This window comes from Teichococcus aerofrigidensis (assembly GCF_054073225.1).
The window spans coordinates 1-15278 of sequence record NZ_JBSXMU010000002.1 but is presented as its reverse complement, the minus strand read 5'-3'; the positions used below and the strand labels follow the sequence as shown (position 1 = coordinate 15278).

At 72.1% G+C, this 15278-nt stretch carries 15 protein-coding genes; 9 read left to right on the top strand and 6 right to left on the bottom strand.

The window, feature by feature from the left end:
- Positions 1-25: 25 nt before the first annotated feature.
- Together ACVMLK_RS00910 and bfr are read left to right on the top strand one after the other, a co-directional pair.
- Positions 26-244, top strand: a complete 219-nt coding sequence (locus tag ACVMLK_RS00910; RefSeq protein ID WP_232476810.1) for a (2Fe-2S)-binding protein — start codon at positions 26-28, stop codon at positions 242-244.
- Between the two features lie 102 nt (positions 245-346).
- Positions 347-838 carry a bacterioferritin gene (gene bfr / locus ACVMLK_RS00905; protein ID WP_198364849.1) on the top strand — a complete coding sequence of 164 codons (492 nt, stop codon included), beginning with the start codon at positions 347-349 and terminating at the stop codon, positions 836-838.
- A gap of 36 nt (positions 839-874) precedes the next feature.
- On the opposite strand, the gene ACVMLK_RS00900 is transcribed toward bfr, so the two are convergent.
- The 3 genes from ACVMLK_RS00900 to ACVMLK_RS00890 all read right to left on the bottom strand — a co-directional run bounded on the left by ACVMLK_RS00900 (position 875) and on the right by ACVMLK_RS00890 (position 3197).
- Positions 875-1393, bottom strand: coding sequence for a cysteine dioxygenase (locus tag ACVMLK_RS00900; RefSeq protein ID WP_457485341.1), 519 nt, complete (start codon positions 1391-1393; stop codon positions 875-877).
- A gap of 13 nt (positions 1394-1406) precedes the next feature.
- Positions 1407-2090, bottom strand: coding sequence for a GntR family transcriptional regulator (locus ACVMLK_RS00895; RefSeq protein ID WP_198364847.1), 684 nt, complete (start codon positions 2088-2090; stop codon positions 1407-1409).
- 81 nt (positions 2091-2171) lie between these two features.
- Positions 2172-3197 carry a polyprenyl synthetase family protein gene (locus tag ACVMLK_RS00890; RefSeq protein WP_198364846.1) on the bottom strand — a complete coding sequence of 342 codons (1026 nt, stop codon included), beginning with the start codon at positions 3195-3197 and terminating at the stop codon, positions 2172-2174.
- 157 nt (positions 3198-3354) lie between these two features.
- On the opposite strand from ACVMLK_RS00890, the gene ACVMLK_RS00885 reads away from it, so the two are divergent.
- From ACVMLK_RS00885 to ACVMLK_RS00875, 3 genes are read left to right on the top strand one after another with little or no spacing between them, the layout of a single operon-like run.
- Positions 3355-3570, top strand: a complete 216-nt coding sequence (locus tag ACVMLK_RS00885; protein WP_198364845.1) for a putative signal transducing protein — start codon at positions 3355-3357, stop codon at positions 3568-3570.
- A 5-nt stretch (positions 3571-3575) separates the two neighbouring features.
- On the top strand, positions 3576-4319 hold the full coding sequence (locus ACVMLK_RS00880; protein ID WP_457485340.1) for a tRNA1(Val) (adenine(37)-N6)-methyltransferase: 744 nt from the start codon (positions 3576-3578) through the stop codon (positions 4317-4319).
- A 44-nt stretch (positions 4320-4363) separates the two neighbouring features.
- Complete coding sequence (locus ACVMLK_RS00875; RefSeq protein ID WP_198364843.1) at positions 4364-6592, top strand: glycosyltransferase family 4 protein; 2229 nt, start codon at positions 4364-4366, stop codon at positions 6590-6592.
- Positions 6593-6619: 27 nt separating this feature from the next.
- Here ACVMLK_RS00875 and ACVMLK_RS00870 read toward each other — a convergent pair whose 3' ends face one another.
- Together ACVMLK_RS00870 and alaS are read right to left on the bottom strand one after the other, a co-directional pair.
- Positions 6620-7723, bottom strand: a complete 1104-nt coding sequence (locus ACVMLK_RS00870; RefSeq protein WP_457485339.1) for a DmpA family aminopeptidase — start codon at positions 7721-7723, stop codon at positions 6620-6622.
- 7 nt (positions 7724-7730) lie between these two features.
- Complete coding sequence (gene alaS, locus ACVMLK_RS00865; protein ID WP_457485338.1) at positions 7731-10379, bottom strand: alanine--tRNA ligase; 2649 nt, start codon at positions 10377-10379, stop codon at positions 7731-7733.
- Between the two features lie 127 nt (positions 10380-10506).
- Between alaS and ACVMLK_RS00860 the strand changes: the two genes are divergently transcribed.
- Together ACVMLK_RS00860 and ACVMLK_RS00855 are read left to right on the top strand one after the other, a co-directional pair.
- Positions 10507-11850 (top strand): replication-associated recombination protein A, encoded by a 1344-nt coding sequence (locus ACVMLK_RS00860; RefSeq protein WP_457485337.1) that lies wholly within the window; start codon positions 10507-10509, stop codon positions 11848-11850.
- A 197-nt stretch (positions 11851-12047) separates the two neighbouring features.
- Positions 12048-12452, top strand: a complete 405-nt coding sequence (locus tag ACVMLK_RS00855; protein WP_422924242.1) for a fluoride efflux transporter FluC — start codon at positions 12048-12050, stop codon at positions 12450-12452.
- A 136-nt stretch (positions 12453-12588) separates the two neighbouring features.
- On the opposite strand, the gene ACVMLK_RS00850 is transcribed toward ACVMLK_RS00855, so the two are convergent.
- Positions 12589-12774, bottom strand: coding sequence for a hypothetical protein (locus ACVMLK_RS00850; protein ID WP_457485336.1), 186 nt, complete (start codon positions 12772-12774; stop codon positions 12589-12591).
- Between the two features lie 112 nt (positions 12775-12886).
- Here ACVMLK_RS00850 and ACVMLK_RS00845 point away from each other — a divergent pair, with 112 nt between their 5' ends.
- Both ACVMLK_RS00845 and ACVMLK_RS00840 read left to right on the top strand, forming a co-directional pair.
- Positions 12887-13864, top strand: a complete 978-nt coding sequence (locus tag ACVMLK_RS00845) for an RluA family pseudouridine synthase (RefSeq protein WP_457485335.1) — start codon at positions 12887-12889, stop codon at positions 13862-13864.
- Positions 13865-13867: 3 nt separating this feature from the next.
- Positions 13868-15278, top strand: a 1411-nt coding sequence (locus ACVMLK_RS00840; protein WP_457485334.1) for an AsmA family protein, incomplete at its 3' end; no start/stop codon positions are given.

Sequence of the window (15278 nt, the reverse complement as noted above, 5' to 3'; positions counted from 1 at the left end):
AGATCGGTTTGCGAGCGTCTATCAATTGCAAATCGACAGCCGTGGTGCCTGCCTCATGTATGTCTGCATCTGCAATGGCCTCACCGACGCGCGGATCCGCTCCGCCATCGCCGAGGGCGCGCGCCGTCCGAAAGAGGTCTATGCCGCCTGCAATTGCAACGCGCAGTGCGGCTGCTGCACCGGCACCATGCTCTCCATCCTCCGCGATCAGCCCGCGGAACAATCCGCGCTGGGTGGCAACTGAGACCGTCTCTCAGTCTCATTCACAAGCAAAAACAACAACTTGACTGAGTTCATCGGATCGCTAAACCTCCGCGCCTGAAAGTTCCAGGCACGGAGTTCCGTCATGCTGCGCGATCCGAAGGTCATCGAGTATCTGAATACTCAGCTCACCAACGAGCTGACGGCCATCAACCAGTACTTCCTGCATGCCCGCATGCTGGACAACTGGGGCGTGACCAAGCTCGGCAAGCACGAATATGCCGAGTCCATCGAGGAGATGAAGCATGCGGATGACCTCATCAACCGCATTCTCTTTCTCGGCGGGCTGCCGAATGTGCAGCGCCTGAACCAGATCCTCATCGGCGAGAATGTCGAGGAGGTGCTGCGCTGCGACCAGAAGATCGAGGAGAAGGCGATCAACGACCTGCGCGATGGCATCGCCCATTGCGAGAGCGTGCGCGACTACGTCTCGCGCGATCTGCTGCTGCGCATCCTGGCGGATGAGGAGAAGCACGCCGACTTCCTGGAGACGCAGTTCGACCTGATCAAGCAGATCGGCCTGCCCAAGTACATCACGCTCAACAGCGACGCGGCGCCCGACCAGCACAAGGACTGACCCGGCACAGGACGGACCAGGCCGCGCCGCCCTCCGTCAGGCGGCGTAGACCAGATTGACGTCCTGGCCGAAGCGCTCGAAGGCCGCGCCGTAGACATGAATGGAGAGGGCCTCCTCTCCATCCAGATTGGCCAGCCGGTGCGCCGCGGCCGGGTCCGCCGCGCCATGGACGATGGCGCCCGGGCGGTGCAGCAGGCTCGCCGTCTGCGCCGGGTGCCCCTCCTCCACGCCGCGATAATATCCCTCCGTCAGCACGCCCCGGTGCACGCCGAAGCTGCACCATGTGCGGTGCGCATGGATCGGGCTCATCTGCCCCGGCCGCCAGCTCAGCGCGACGACGGCGTATCGCCCGTCCGGGTCGGCCTGCAGCAGATGCCGCGTATAGCCTTCCGGGCGCGAGGCGCAGTCCAGCCCGGCCAGCAGCAGCGGATCGTTCAGGAAGGGCCGCAGGGCCTCCGCGACACGGCGCGGGCGCCCGCCGGGATCGCCCGCGACGGCGGTTGCGATGTCGCGCAGCATGGCGCGCAGCGCGGATCCCTTGGAGATGTAGGACATGTCCGGCTCCCTCTCAGATGAACAGGGCGGAATCGGGTTCGATCAGCGCATCCAGCACCATCCGGCGTGAGGCCTCGACCTGCCCGCGCATGATGCGCGCCGCCTCCTCCGCATGACCCAGGGCCAGCGCCTCGATCAGCTGGTGGTGCTCATGCGCCATCTCCCCGGTGCGGTCGCGCCGCCGCAGGCCGAGGGCCAGCATCCGCGTGCTCTCGTCCAGCAGCCGGTCGACCTGCCGCGCCAGGCGCCCGTTGCCGGAGAGTTCGGCAATGGTGACGTGGAAGGCCTTGTTGGCGTCGAGGAAGGCATGCGTGCTGTCCTCATCCTCCGGCTGGTAGCCACAGGCGCAGACCGCATCGAGGCGACGCAGCAGCGCCGCGTCCACCCGCCCCGCCGCCCGCCGCGCCGCCTCCGGCTCCAGCAGCAGCCGCAGGCCGAAGACCTCGTGGATATCGCGGATGGTCACCAGCGAGACGATCCAGCCACGCCGCGGCACCGCCTGCACCAGCCCTTCCTCGGCCAGCCGCGCCAGGGCGGCGCGCACGGGCGCCTTGCCCAGTCCCAGCATCTGCGCCGCGCTCGCCTCGCTGAGGCTGGCGCCCGGCAGCAGGCGCGTGGTCAGGATCTCGCGGCGCAAGGCCGCCACCGCCTGCCCGGTCAGGGAGGCGGGCGGCTCAAGGGGCGGCAGAACACTCATCGCGGATCAATCCAAATGTCGCTGACATGTCAGTGACATTCGCACAAGGCGGCCGAGGGCCGCAAGGGTCGGGTGGACCTCTTAGCGCGCCCGCGCGATGCAGAATTCGACGATGCCCGCCAGTGCGCGCCGTTCCGCCCCCTCCGCGAAGGGCTCCAGGCCGGCGAGCGCCAGATCGCCATAATGGCGCGCCCGCGCGATGGTGTCCTCGATGGCGCGATGGCGTTGCATCAGGCCCAGGGCGTGGCGGAGATCGTCCTCGCCCTGCTCCCGCTGCTCCAGCACGCGGCGCCAGAAATCCTGCTCCGCGGCATCGCCCCGCGCGAAGGCGAGCAGCACGGGCAGGGTGATCTTGCCCTCGCGGAAGTCGTCGCCGACGGTCTTGCCCAGCCGCTCCTGCTGCGCCGAATAGTCCAGCGCGTCATCCACCAGCTGGAAGGCGATACCGAGGTTGCGGCCATAGCTCTCCAGCGCCGTCACCTCGTGGCGCGGCCGGTCGGCCACCACGGCGCCCACCTTGGTCGCGGCGGCGAAGAGCGCGGCGGTCTTGCCCTCGATCACCTCGAGATACTGCGCCTCGGTCGAGGCCGTGTCGTTCTGGATGACGAGCTGCAACACCTCGCCCTCGGCGATGGTGGCGGCCGCGCTGCACAGGATGTCGAGGATCTCGAGCGAGCCGTCGGCCACCATCAGCTGGAAGGCACGGGCGAAGAGGAAGTCCCCCACCAGCACGCTGGCCTTGTTGCCGAAGATGGCATTGGCGCTGGCCTGGCCGCGGCGCAGCTCGCTCTCGTCCACCACGTCGTCATGCAGCAGCGTGGCGGTGTGGATGAACTCGACGCAGGCGGCGAGGCCGATATGCCGCTCGCCCCGGTAGCCGCAGAGCCGCGCGGCGGCCAGGGTCAGCAGCGGACGCAGCCGCTTGCCCCCCGCGGCGATGAGATGCGCCGCCAGCTGCGGAATCAGATGCACCGGGCTCTGCATGCGCTCGACGATCAGCCGGTTGCACGCCTGCAGATCCTCGCCCACAAGCCCGACCAGCGCGGTCAGCGCATCCTCGCCATCCCGGGTCGCGGGCGTGACGGATGCCTCGGTACGGCTGCGCATCGGTGCGTCCGGAAAGTTCACGCGACCATTGACCTCTTCGCTGGGACGCGCACCATAGCTACGGGGATGGGGCCCAGCAAGGCACCGCCCCCCGCTGGCCCGTCGCCGGCCGGAAGCCCACGCCGCGGGAGCGGGATGCAACAGGGAGACCGTCGCCGTGCAGGTCCTGGCGGAGAGCCCCGATCCCGTTCGCCTGTCCTTCCTGGCGGCCCTGCTGCGCGATGCCGGCATCGAGGTTTTGGTGCTGGATGGCCATGTCAGCGCGCTGCATGGCGGCATCGGCGCCTTTCCCCGCCGCCTGGTTGTCGCTGACGACGCCTATGGCCGGGCCCGGCGGGTCCTGCGCGAGGCGGGCGAAGAGGTCGCGGACTGAGGCTCATGGATGCCGCCGACCTGACGCTGGATGGCCTGCTCGACGGCCGGGTCCGGCTGCGCCAGCCGCGCGGCGGGCTGCGCGCCGGGCTGGACGCGGTGTTGCTGGCCGCCGCCATCCCCGCGCGGCCCGGGGACATCGTGCTCGAGGGCGGTTGCGGCAGCGGCGCCGTTGCCCTCTGCCTGATGGCGCGCGTACCGGACATCACGGTCTACGCCATCGAGCGCGATCCGGACCTGGCCGGGCTGGCGCGGGACAATGCCGCCCTGAACGGCGTCGCGGAGCGCCTGACGGTGCTGACCGGCGATATCGCCGACCGCGCGCTGACGCGGGCCCTGCCGCCGGTGCATCACGCCATGGCCAACCCGCCCTACTGGCCCGCCGGCACGATCCCGCCCGGAGCCTTGCGAGCGGGCGCGACGCATAAGGCCATGGGGCCGGACCTCGCCGCCTGGGCCCAGGCGCTGGCACGGCCGCTTCGCCGCGACGGCAGCCTCACCCTGGTCCTGCCCGCCGAGCAGGCTCTCGCCGGGGCGGAGGCCCTGCGGGGCGCGCGGTGCGGGAGCCTGGCCTTGCTGCCGCTCTGGCCCCGCGCTGGTCAGGCCGCGCGGCGTGCGCTGGTCCAGGGCCGACGACTCGGCCGGGGACCGGACCGGATCCTGCCGGGGATCGCCTTGCATGAGGGTGACGGCTGGAGTCCCGCTGCCGAACGGTTGCTGAGAGATGCCTTACCCGTTACTTGGAGTTGATCGGAGAGCGCGGGGCTCCCGTCCTTTTTCGCGGTGAGGACTGTATGGATCATGCTTCCTCCGAGCTGACGCTCACCCCTGGCGGATCGGACGATCCAGACGCTCTGCTCGCGGTCGCCGACGCCCATCGCGCCCTCGGCGCCTGGGAGGAAGCCGCGGGGCTCTACGCCCGCGTGGTCACGCTGCGGCCGGATGCTTGGTCGCTGATCGTTCAGGAAGGGCATTGTCTGAAGGAGGCGGGGCGCGTCGCGGCGGCGCTGGAGCGCTACAAGGCGGCGCTGGAGCTGGCGCCCGAGGATGCGGATCTCCATCTGCAGCTCGGCCACGCGCTCAAGCTGCTCGGCCTCCGGCACGAGGCCGCCGAGGCCTATGCCCGCGCGCTTTCGCTGGACCCGGAGAATCCCGACGCCTGGCAGGAAGCCTCCGCCAGCGCCGAATGGCTGACCGAGGAGCCGCCCGCCCCGGCCTTGCCGGAGCCCGACGGACAGGCCGAGACCCTGTCGGATCAGGTCCATCAGCTCGCCTTCGATGTCACGGACGTGCTCGACTACTTCAATGGCGCGCGGACGCCGACCGGCATCCAGCGCGTCCAGATGAGCATTCTCGGCCGTGCCCTTGGCGAGCCGCTCCCCGAGGGGGTGGAGATCGCCCTCGTTTCCTACGATCCGGCGCAGCATTGCTGGCACGCTGTCGAGCCCGCGCGGTTCGCCACGCTCTGCGAACTGGCGGCCAGCGGATCCGACACCGAGGACCCGGACTGGACCCTGGCGCGGGACACGCTGCGCGAGGCCGTGGGACGCGCGCCCGCCCTCGCCTTCCCGGCGGGCACCCTGCTGGTCAATCTGGGCAATTCCTGGGGCTTTCCGGACTATTTCCGGGCGCTGCGCGAGATCCAGCGGCGCCATGGCGTGCGCTACGTCCCCTTCGTGCACGACTGCGTGCCCCTCGTCGTGCCGGAGCATTGCCTGCACACCATGGTGCAGGACTATGCCCGCTGGTTCAGCGCGCTGGGCCTGCACGCGCATGGCCTGCTCTGCAATTCGGAGAACACGCTGCGCGACGTGCGGCACCAGCTGCAGCGGCTGATGCCGGGGCTGGACCTGCCGGGGCAGGTCATCCGGCTGGATGGCGACCCGCGCGAGGCCATGCCGGCCCGTGGCGACACGGCGATGCCGGCGCTGCGTGTCCTGCGGCCCGGCGAGCCCTACGTTCTCTTCGTCGCCACCATCGAGAGCCGGAAGAACCACCTCCTGGTGTTCAGCGCCTGGCTGGCCCTTCTGCGGCAGTACGGCCCCGCCCGCGTGCCGCGCCTGGTCTGCGTCGGCAAAGCGGGGTGGCACGCGGAGGCGGCGCTCGCCCTGCTGCGCAACGCGCCGGAGCTTCAGCGGCACGTCGTGATCCTGTCGCGCATCTCCGACCTGGAGCTGGACGCGCTCTACGAGCACTGCCTCTTCTCGGTCTACAACAGCCACTACGAGGGTTGGGGACTGCCCATCACCGAGGCGCTGGCGCATGGCAAGGCGGTGCTCACCGCGGGCCATTCCGCCCTGACCGAGGCCGGCGGCGAGGCCGCCCTCTACTTCACGCCGCAGAGCCTGCCGGACCTCCAGTCGAAGCTGGAGGCGCTGATCTTCGATCCCGAGTTCCGCGCCGCGCAGGAGGAGAAGGCGCGCGAGAAGGGGCGCCCGCGCAGCTGGAGCGCCATCAAGGACCAGGTCCTCGACGCCACCCGCGGCCTGGCGCGCCAGCCCGGCCCGGAAGCTGGCCGGCGTGCCCCGATCGAGCTGGCGCGGCGCTATGCCGTCCGCCGCAGCATGCTGGACCGGCCGGACCTGCATCTGGCCAGCGCGGCGGCGACGCTCAGCGGGGCCGGCTGGCATGCGCTGTCGGAGGAGGGTGCCTGGGCCGGGAATGCGGCGGTGGGCCTGCGCCTTCCCCTGGCTCCGGCCGGCTCCGACGCGGCCCTGCGCCTCTATCTCGAGCTGAAGCCGGCCCCGGGATGCGGCCTGCCCGCCCTTCTCTGCGCCACCGGTGCCGTGACGCGGCGCTTCACCATCGAGCCCGGTCCCGGGGAGCAGGTCACGGTCATGCTGGACCTGCCGGAGACCCGCGATGGCGGCCTGCTGGAGGTGGAGTTCGAGACGGAGGCCGTGGCCGAGGACGGCCGCAGCTTCTGCCTGCTCGGCTTCATGATCTGCCGCGCCGACGACCTGGCCGCGCGCCTGGCCTATCTGGAGAGCCAGAGCCACACCCCGGCCCAGCCGGAGGCCTGAGGGGGGAAGGCGCCGGAGGCCGCGCCGTCAGGGGCGTCCGTGCCGCGCCAGGACCTCGCGCAGCGCGGTGAGGTCGATGGCCTCACCGCGCCGGCGGCGTCCGCTCAGCGGGTCGCGGCTCTCCACGGTCGTCGCCATCAGCAGGGAATTCAGCACCGCCTCCTCCACCGCCTCGGCCGCGCCCACGAAGAGGGGCGACATGCGCGCATTGGGCCAGTCCGGCACCCGCTCCTGACCGCGCCGCACCTCCGGATGGGTCGAGAAGGCGATGGCATAGTCGCCCGAGCCGTCGGAGAAGGCCGCGCCGGTGCGCGCCAGCCCGGCCATGGCGCGCAGCGCCAGGCGGGAGAGATTGCGGTCCGAGAGCGGCGCATCGGTCGCCAGCACCACCATGACCGAGCCATCGGCGTCACCACGATCGGCATGGTCGCGCAGATAGAAGCGGCCGAGTTCGCGCCCGACGGGCACGCCGTCCATCGTCAGGTTGCCGCCGTAGTTGCTCTGCACCAGCGCGCCCAGGGTGAAGCCGCCCAGCGCCCCGGGCAGCCGGCGCGAGGCGGTGCCGATGCCCCCCTTCCAGCCGAAGGCCAGGGTCCCCGTGCCCGCCCCCACGCTGCCTTCCGCGACCGGACCCTCGACGGCGCACTCCAGCGCGGCGAACACATCGGCAGCCGTGACGCCCCGGGCCCGGATATCGTTCAGCCGCCCGTCATTGGTCTCGCCCACCAGGGCGTTGACGGACAGGACGGCCTCGTTGCCCGGCTGACGCAGCGTCCAGTCCACCACGGCCTCCACGGCGCGCCCGACCGCGAGAGTATTGGTCAGCACGATCGGCGTCTCCAGCTCGCCAAGCTCGCGCAGCTGGGTCGCGCCCGCGAGCTTGCCGTAGCCATTCATCACCGACAGCCCGGCCGGAACGCGCTCCTGATAGAGATTGCCCCCGTGCGGCAGGATGGCGGTGACGCCGCTGCGGAGCCCGTCGCCCTCGATCCGCGTCACCTGCCCGACGCGCACACCGGTGCAGTCGGAGATGGCGTTGAGCGGCCCGGGCGGAAAGATGCCGGGCCGCAGCGGGGGGCTAATCCGGGGGGCCCCCAGGCCGAGATCGCGCGCCCGGCACCGCTCCGTCATCGCACCCTCAGCCGGCCAGGCTGGCGCGGATGGCCTGCAGCGCCGCATCCGCCTGGGCCACGTCGGGGCCGCCGGCCTGCGCCATGTCGGGGCGGCCGCCGCCGCCCTTGCCGCCGACCGCCGCGCTGCCGGCCCGCACCAGCGCCACGGCATCCGCGCGCCCCCGGGCCGCCTCGCCCACGCCCACCACGATGCTCGCCTTGCCCTCGGCCGTGGAGACCAGCGCCACGACATCGGCCGCGCCGGACTTCAGGATGGCATCGGCCAGGCCCTTCAGGTCGCGCGGCGGCACGTCGCCGAGGTTGCGGGCGGCGAGCCTGAGCCCGCCCACCTCCTCCGCCGCGGCGGCGCCGCCACCGGTGGCCAGCTGCTTGCGAAGCTCGGCGACATCACGCTCCAGCCGCCGCCGCTCCTCGGTGAGCGCCACGATCCGCGCCGGCAGCTCGGCCGGTGACACCTTCAGCGTCGCGGCCGCCTCGCGCAGGGTCTTCTCGGCCTGCTCCACGAGCGCGAGGGCGGTGGCGCCCGTCACCGCCTCGATGCGGCGGACGCCGGCGGAAACCCCGCCCTCGGAGACGATCTTGAACAGGCCGATATCACCGGTGCGCCGGACATGCGTGCCTCCGCAGAGCTCCAGCGAATAGACGCCGTGCCGGGCCGTGGCCTCCGGATCGTAACCCATGCCGACCACCCGCACCTCGTCGCCATACTTCTCGCCGAACAGGGCCATGGCGCCGGCCGCCACCGCCGCCTCGGGCGTCATCAGCCGTGTCACCACCTCGGCGTTCTCGCGGATGCGGCCATTCACCTCGGCCTCGACCCAGGCCAGGTCCTCCGGCCCGATCGGCGTCGGCTGGGACACGTCGAAGCGCAGGCGGTCCGGCGCGTTCAGGCTGCCCTTCTGCGCGACATGGTCGCCCAGGCGGCGGCGCAGCGCCTCGTGCAGCAGGTGGGTGGCGGAATGGTGGGCGCGAATGGCGCCGCGGCGCCCGTGCTCGACCTCGGCCACCACCGCCCGGCCCAGCTCCGCCTCTCCCGCCTCGACCGTGCCGAGATGCACGAAGAGGCCGAGCTTCTTCTGCGTGTCGCGCACGGCGATGCGCAGGCCATCCATGCCGGTGATGACGCCGCTGTCGCCCACCTGGCCGCCGCTCTCGGCATAGAAGGGCGTCTGGTTCAGCACCACCGCGACCTCGCTGCCCGGACCCGCGCGCCCGACGAGCCGGCCCTCGGACACCACCGCCAGGATCTCGCCCTCGGCCTTCTCGGTGGAATAGCCCAGGAACTCGGTGGCGCCGCCGAGCTGCTCCTTGAGGTCGAACCAGAGCGTCTCGGTGGCGGCCTCGCCGGAGCCGGCCCAGGCGGCGCGGGCGCGCTGCCTCTGCTCGGCCATCGCGGCCTCGAAGCCGGCCACGTCCACCGCCTTGCCCTCGCCGCGCAGCGCGTCCTGCGTCAAGTCGAGCGGGAAGCCGAAGGTGTCGTAGAGGCGGAAGGCGACATCGCCCGGCAGCGTGCCCTTCTCCCCCAGTCGTGCGCTTTCCTCCGCCAGCAGGCCGAGGCCGCGCTCCAGCAGGCTGCGGAAGCGCGTCTCCTCCAGCTTCAGCGTCTCGCCGATCAGCGCCTCCGCGCGGACCAGCTCGGGATAGGCGGCGCCCATCTGCCGCACCAGCACCGGCAGCAGGCGGTGCAGCAGCGGCTCCTTCGCGCCCATCAGATGGGCGTGGCGCATGGCGCGGCGCAGGATGCGGCGCAGCACGTAGCCGCGCCCCTCGTTCGACGGCATGACGCCATCGGCGATCAGGAAGGCGCCCGAGCGCAGATGATCGGCGACGACGCGGTGGCTGACCTTGAACGGCCCGTCCGCCGCCTGCCCGGTCAGCTCGGCGCTCGCCAGGATCAGGGCGCGGAAGGTGTCGGTGTCGTAGTTGTCGTGCTTGCCCTGCAGGATGGCGGCGAAGCGCTCCAGCCCCATGCCGGTGTCGATCGAGGGGCGCGGCAGCGGGTTTCGCGTCCCCGCCGGCTCCTCGAGATACTGCATGAAGACCAGGTTCCAGATCTCGATGAACCGGTCGCCGTCCTCGTCCGGGCTGCCGGGCGGCCCGCCGGGGATGGAGGGGCCGTGGTCGTAGAAGATCTCGGAGCAGGGGCCGCAGGGGCCGGTATCGCCCATGCGCCAGAAGTTGTCGCTGGTCGGGATGCGGATGATCCGCTCGTCGCCGAGCCCGGCGATCCTGCGCCACAGCGCCGCCGCATCCTCGTCCTCGGAGAAGACCGTGACCAGGAGCTTCTCCTTCGGCAGCGCGAAGTCGCGCGTCAGCAGGGTCCAGGCATGCTCGATGGCCTGTTCCTTGAAGTAGTCGCCGAAGGAGAAGTTCCCGAGCATCTCGAAGAAGGTGTGATGGCGGGCGGTGTAGCCGACATTGTCCAGGTCGTTGTGCTTGCCGCCGGCGCGCACGCATTTCTGCGCCGTGGTGGCGCGGCTGTAGGGGCGGCGCTCCTGTCCGGTGAAGACGTTCTTGAACTGCACCATGCCGCTGTTGGTGAACATCAGCGTCGGGTCGTTGCGCGGCACCAGGGGCGAGGAATCCACCACCGTGTGGCCATTGCGGGCGAAATAGTCGAGGAAGGTGGCCCGGATGTCGTTGCTGCTGGTCATCGTCCGCTGTGTCGCCCGCTCTTGGCCCCGCCGGGGGAGGTTTGGTCGGAGGAAAAATGCCTGCTGACGTAGCGCGGCGGGCGGATGGTGGGAAGGCCCGCGCGCCGCGCCCTATATAATGCCGACGATGCCCACCTCCCCCGGTCCTTCCCCTGGTTCCCCGCCGGGCCTGTTCGACGACCAGGCTCCCCGCCCCCTGGTCGATCGTCCCCTGGCCGACCGCCTGCGCCCCGCCAGCCTGACGGAGGTGACCGGCCAGGACCACCTGCTCGGCCCCCAGGGACCGCTGGCCCGGATGGTGGCGGCGCGCGCCATCGCCTCGATGGTCCTCTGGGGCCCGCCCGGCACGGGCAAGACCACCATCGCGCGCCTGCTGGCCGGCGCGACCGATCTCCACTTCGAGGCGGTCTCCGCCATCCAGGGCGGCGTCGCCGACCTCCGCCGGGTCTTCGAGGCGGCGCGGGCCCGGCGCGCCGGCGGGCGCGGCACGCTGCTCTTCGTGGACGAGATCCACCGCTTCAACCGCGCCCAGCAGGACGCCTTCCTGCCCTATATCGAGGACGGCACCATCACCCTGGTCGGCGCGACGACGGAGAACCCCTCCTTCGAGCTGAACGGCGCCATCCTCTCCCGCGTCCGCGTCTTCATCCTCAACGCCCTGGGGGCGGAGGCGCTGGGCCTGTTGCTGCAGCGGGCGGAGGCGCATCTCGGCCGCGCCCTGCCCCTCGTCCCCGAGGCGCGGCAGGCGCTGATCGACATGGCCGGCGGCGATGGCCGCTACATGCTGAACATGGCCGAGCAGATCTTCGTGCTGGCGGAGGGCGAGAACCTCACGGTGGAGGATATGGGCCAGCTTCTGCAGCGGCGCATGCCCAGCCACGACAAGGCCGGCGACGGGCATTACGACCTGCTCAGCGCCTTCCACAAGTCGCTGCGTGGCTCCGACCCCCATGCCGCGCTCTACTACGCCGCCCGCATGGTGCATGCCGGCGAGGCGCCCGAGGCGGTGTTCCGCCGCCTCGCCTGCGCCGCCTCGGAGGATATCGGCATGGCCGATCCCCAGGCCATGGTGCAGGTCCTCACCGCCTGGCAGGCCTTCGAGCGCATCGGCTGGCCGGAGGGGCGGCTCTTCCTGGCCCAGGCGATCAACTATGTGGCGACCGCGCCGAAATCGAACGCCAGCTACCTGGGCTGGGAGTCCGCCATGGCGGCGGCGAAGCGCAGCGGCCACCTGGCGCCGCCGATGCGCATCCTGAACGCCCCGACCCGGCTGATGAAGGAGATGGGCCGCCACGCCGGCTACCGCTACGACCACGATTACCCCGACGCCTATGCCGGCCAGGACTTCCTGCCGGAGGCGCTCGGAGAGGCCGCCTTCTATGCGCCGAACGAACGTGGCTTCGAGCGCGACGTGAAGCGGCGGCTGGACTACTGGGCCGGCCTGAAGGCGCGCCGCCGCCCGCCCGACTGAGGTCCGGCGTGGCGCTGTCCTCCGCGGCTGGCGCCGGCCGTGCCGGGCTGGCAGGATCGCGCGCGCAAGGCAGGAGGGCCCGCATGTCCGCCGCACCGGAAGACGCCACCTGGTACACCGGCCCGGCGGGCGGGGCGCTCGACCCTGGCTCCGGGCGGGAGAAGCCGCATCCGCCGTTGCCCGCGGGCTGACGCCGCGTGACGCCCTTCACCCCGTCGTTGCTGGCGCTGGTGGCCCTGGGGGGCGCGGCGGGCTCGCTGCTCCGCTACGCCGCCGGCATCTGGTTCGCCCGCTGGTTCGGGGTCTTCCTGCCCTGGGGCACGCTGGCGGTGAACGTCGCCGGCAGCGCCGTGATCGGCCTGCTCGGCGGGTTGATGCTGGCGGGCGTCCATCTCTCGCCCGAGAGCCGCGCCCTCGTCATCACCGGCCTGCTCGGCGGCTTCACCACCTTCTCCGCCTTCTCGCTGGATGTCGGCACGCTGGCGCTGCGCTCGCCCGCCCTCGGCGCCGGCTACCTGGCGCTGACGCTGGCGGGCGGCCTCGGGGCCTTCGCCATGACCTTCGGCCTGGGCCATGCACTTGGCCGTGCCCTGGCGGGCTGACGTTTTTCACCATGCCGCAGGCGAACGGCCCGCCATGGACCTCGCTCCTCCGACCGGTGCGGAGGGGGAGGCATCGTCGCGACCCGGGAAAGCGCGGCGGCTTTCATCCCCTGGGCCTCAATGGGTGTATTTTCCTTTACTTCGCCGATGCTGCCGCCTTATCCTCACGGCCATCGCCAGGCAGTTCCGCGCCTACCCACCGGCCGGGCCAGAGGAGGAGCACGCCCTCATGGACCTGCACGCGGAAGTGGCTGGGCCGGCCCAATGCCTCGACCACCGATGCGGGCAACGTGAGCTGGTTCTTGCTGGTCAGTTTCGCCATCCGCATCGGACGCTCCCAGGGCCGGTAAGGAAGTAAGGGAATAAGGAATTTATTCCTTTTCGTCAAGCGGAATTGGCTCGACGCCGCCCTGGCCGGCGGCTACTTCCCGCCCATGACCATCCAGCACCGCACCGTGCACGCGGCGGACGCCGATTCCCGGCTGGACCGCTGGTTCCGCCGCCATTTCCCGCAGCTCACCCAGGGCGCGTTGCAGAAGCTGCTGCGCACCGGACAGATCCGCGTGGACGGCAAGCGCGCCGAGGCCAATACCCGTCTCGAGCGCGGACAGGAGATCCGCATCCCTCCCCTGCCCGAGGGTCCCGCGCCGGAGGCGGCGCCGCGCGAGCGGGGGGTCAGCGAGGCGGATGCGCGCCTGCTGGAGACGATGATTCTCTACCGCGACGACAGCGTCATCGCCCTGAACAAGCCGCACGGCCTGCCGGTGCAGGGCGGCCCGAACATCCGGCGGCACCTGGACGGAATGCTGGACGCGCTGCGCTTCGGCCATGAGGAGCGGCCGCGGCTGGTGCACCGGCTGGACCGCGACACCTCCGGCGTCATCCTGCTGGCGCGCGACCCTCGCGCGGCCGGCCGGCTCGCCGCCGCCTTCCGGGGGCGGGACGCGGAGAAGACCTACTGGGCGATCGTGGTCGGGCAGCCGCAATATCAGGCCGGGCGCATCGACATGCCGCTGGCCAAGCTCGGCGGCCCGCATGGCGAGCGCACCGCCCCGGCGGAGGGCCGGGAGGGCGCGCATGCCATCACCGAGTTCAGCACGGTGGACGTGGCGCGGCGGCATGCCACCTGGCTGGAACTCCGGCCGCTGACCGGTCGCACCCACCAGCTCCGCGTGCACTGCGCCGCGGCGCTGGAATGCCCGATCCTGGGCGATGGCAAGTATGGCGGCCAGGCCGCGCATCTGGACAATCTCTCGCACAGCCTGCACTTGCACGCCCGCGCCATCCGCGTGCCGCATCCCGAGGGCGGCACGCTGGAGGTCACGGCGCCGCTGCCGCCGCACATGCTGGAGAGCTTCGAGACGCTGGGCTTCGAGAAGCCGCGCACGCCGCAGCCCCGGCGGCAGGGCTGAGTCATGGCCCGCCGCCTCCTGATCGTCGCGGGCGCCGGCCTCGTCGCCGCGCCGCTGCTCGTCTGGGGCGCGGCGCAATGGCTGCTGCGGGATTCGGTGCTGCGCCCGCGCGTCATCGCCGCCGTGGAGCAGGCGACCGGGCGGAGGCTGACCCTCGGCGGGCCGGTGGGCGTGAAGCTCTCGCTGCTGCCGACGGTGACGCTGGAAGGCGTTTCGCTGGCCAATGCGCCAGGTGGCAGCCGGCCGGAGATGCTGACCGCCCGGCGCATGGAGGCGCGGCTGGCGCTGCTGCCGCTGCTCTCGCGGCAGCTGGCCTTCGAGCGCATCCGCCTCGTCGAGCCGGATGTGCTGCTGGAGGTCGACGCGGCGGGCGAGGGCAACTGGCGCCTCCGGCCACCGCCTCCCCCCGCCGCCGACGCGCCCGGGCCCGCACCCGCGGCGCAGGACGGCCGGGCCGCGCGGCCGCTGGCCTTCTCGGTCTCGGAGATCCTCATCGAGGGCGGCCGGCTCACTTGGCATGACGCGCGCGGCGGGGGGCACGAGACGCTGGAGATCCGCGACCTCGCCCTGACCGCGCCGGAGCCGGCATCGCCGCTGGGCCTGCGCGGACAGCTGGCGCTGCGGGGCGTCGAGATCGCCGTGGAAGGCACGACCGGCCCCTTGCCGCGCCTCACGGGTGCCAGCGCCGAGCCGGCGGACTGGCCGCTCGAACTGACCGCGACATCGCCAGGCCTGCGCCTGCAGGTTCAGGGCAGCCTGTCCCGGCCGGAGGCGCTGGCGGGCTGGCGCCTGCAGGTCGAGGCCTCGGCCGATCGGCTGGGGCGGCTGTCGCCTTTCCTGTCGCCCGCGCAGCCCTGGCCCGCGGCGCTGGAAGGTCTCGCCGTGCAGGCCTCGCTGAGCGATGCGGGGCCGGGGCGGCCGCCGCACCTGCTTGGCCTCTCCGCCAGCCTTGCCGGCGGCGCGATGGCCCCCCTGGCGCCCGATCTGGTGCTGGGCGCCGGCAGCCTCCGCTTCACCGATGGCGAAGGGCCCGGTGAGGCCAGCCTGTCCGGTCAGTGGCGCGGCCTGGCCTGGCAGGGCGAGGCCCGCCTTCCCCCTCTGGCCGCCCTGGCGGCGCCGGGCCCCTGGCCGCTCGAGGCCACGCTGCGGGCCGCGGGGCTGGAGGCGCGGCTGCAGGGGGCGCTCAGCGGCACCGCCCCGCTCGGCGCCCGAGGCCGGTTCGAGGGCCGTGGGGCGGACACGGCGCCGCTCCTCACCGCCCTGGGCCTGCCCGGGCCGCGCCTGACCGAGGCCCATCTCGCCACGGCCTTCGACTGGTCCGGCGGCACGGCGCTGTCGCTCGAGGATCTGCGATTGTCGTCGCGGGAAGCCTCCCTTGGCGGCACGCTGCGCTGGCAGGCGGGCGCGGCGCGTC

Bases quoted from the DNA above. Each gene is read 5' to 3' on its own strand.
- ACVMLK_RS00850 (WP_457485336.1), bottom strand. From the start codon at position 12,774: ATGGCGAAACTGACCAGCAAGAACCAGCTCACGTTGCCCGCATCGGTG.
- ACVMLK_RS00870 (WP_457485339.1), bottom strand. From the start codon at position 7,723: ATGACGGAGCGGTGCCGGGCGCGCGATCTCGGCCTGGGGGCCCCCCGG.
- ACVMLK_RS00890 (WP_198364846.1), bottom strand. From the start codon at position 3,197: ATGCGCAGCCGTACCGAGGCATCCGTCACGCCCGCGACCCGGGATGGC.
- alaS (WP_457485338.1), bottom strand. From the start codon at position 10,379: ATGACCAGCAGCAACGACATCCGGGCCACCTTCCTCGACTATTTCGCC.
- ACVMLK_RS00845 (WP_457485335.1), top strand. From the start codon at position 12,887: ATGACCATCCAGCACCGCACCGTGCACGCGGCGGACGCCGATTCCCGG.
- ACVMLK_RS00880 (WP_457485340.1), top strand. From the start codon at position 3,576: ATGGATGCCGCCGACCTGACGCTGGATGGCCTGCTCGACGGCCGGGTC.
- ACVMLK_RS00900 (WP_457485341.1), bottom strand. From the start codon at position 1,393: ATGTCCTACATCTCCAAGGGATCCGCGCTGCGCGCCATGCTGCGCGAC.
- bfr (WP_198364849.1), top strand. From the start codon at position 347: ATGCTGCGCGATCCGAAGGTCATCGAGTATCTGAATACTCAGCTCACC.
- ACVMLK_RS00860 (WP_457485337.1), top strand. From the start codon at position 10,507: ATGCCCACCTCCCCCGGTCCTTCCCCTGGTTCCCCGCCGGGCCTGTTC.
- ACVMLK_RS00895 (WP_198364847.1), bottom strand. From the start codon at position 2,090: ATGAGTGTTCTGCCGCCCCTTGAGCCGCCCGCCTCCCTGACCGGGCAG.
- ACVMLK_RS00875 (WP_198364843.1), top strand. From the start codon at position 4,364: ATGGATCATGCTTCCTCCGAGCTGACGCTCACCCCTGGCGGATCGGAC.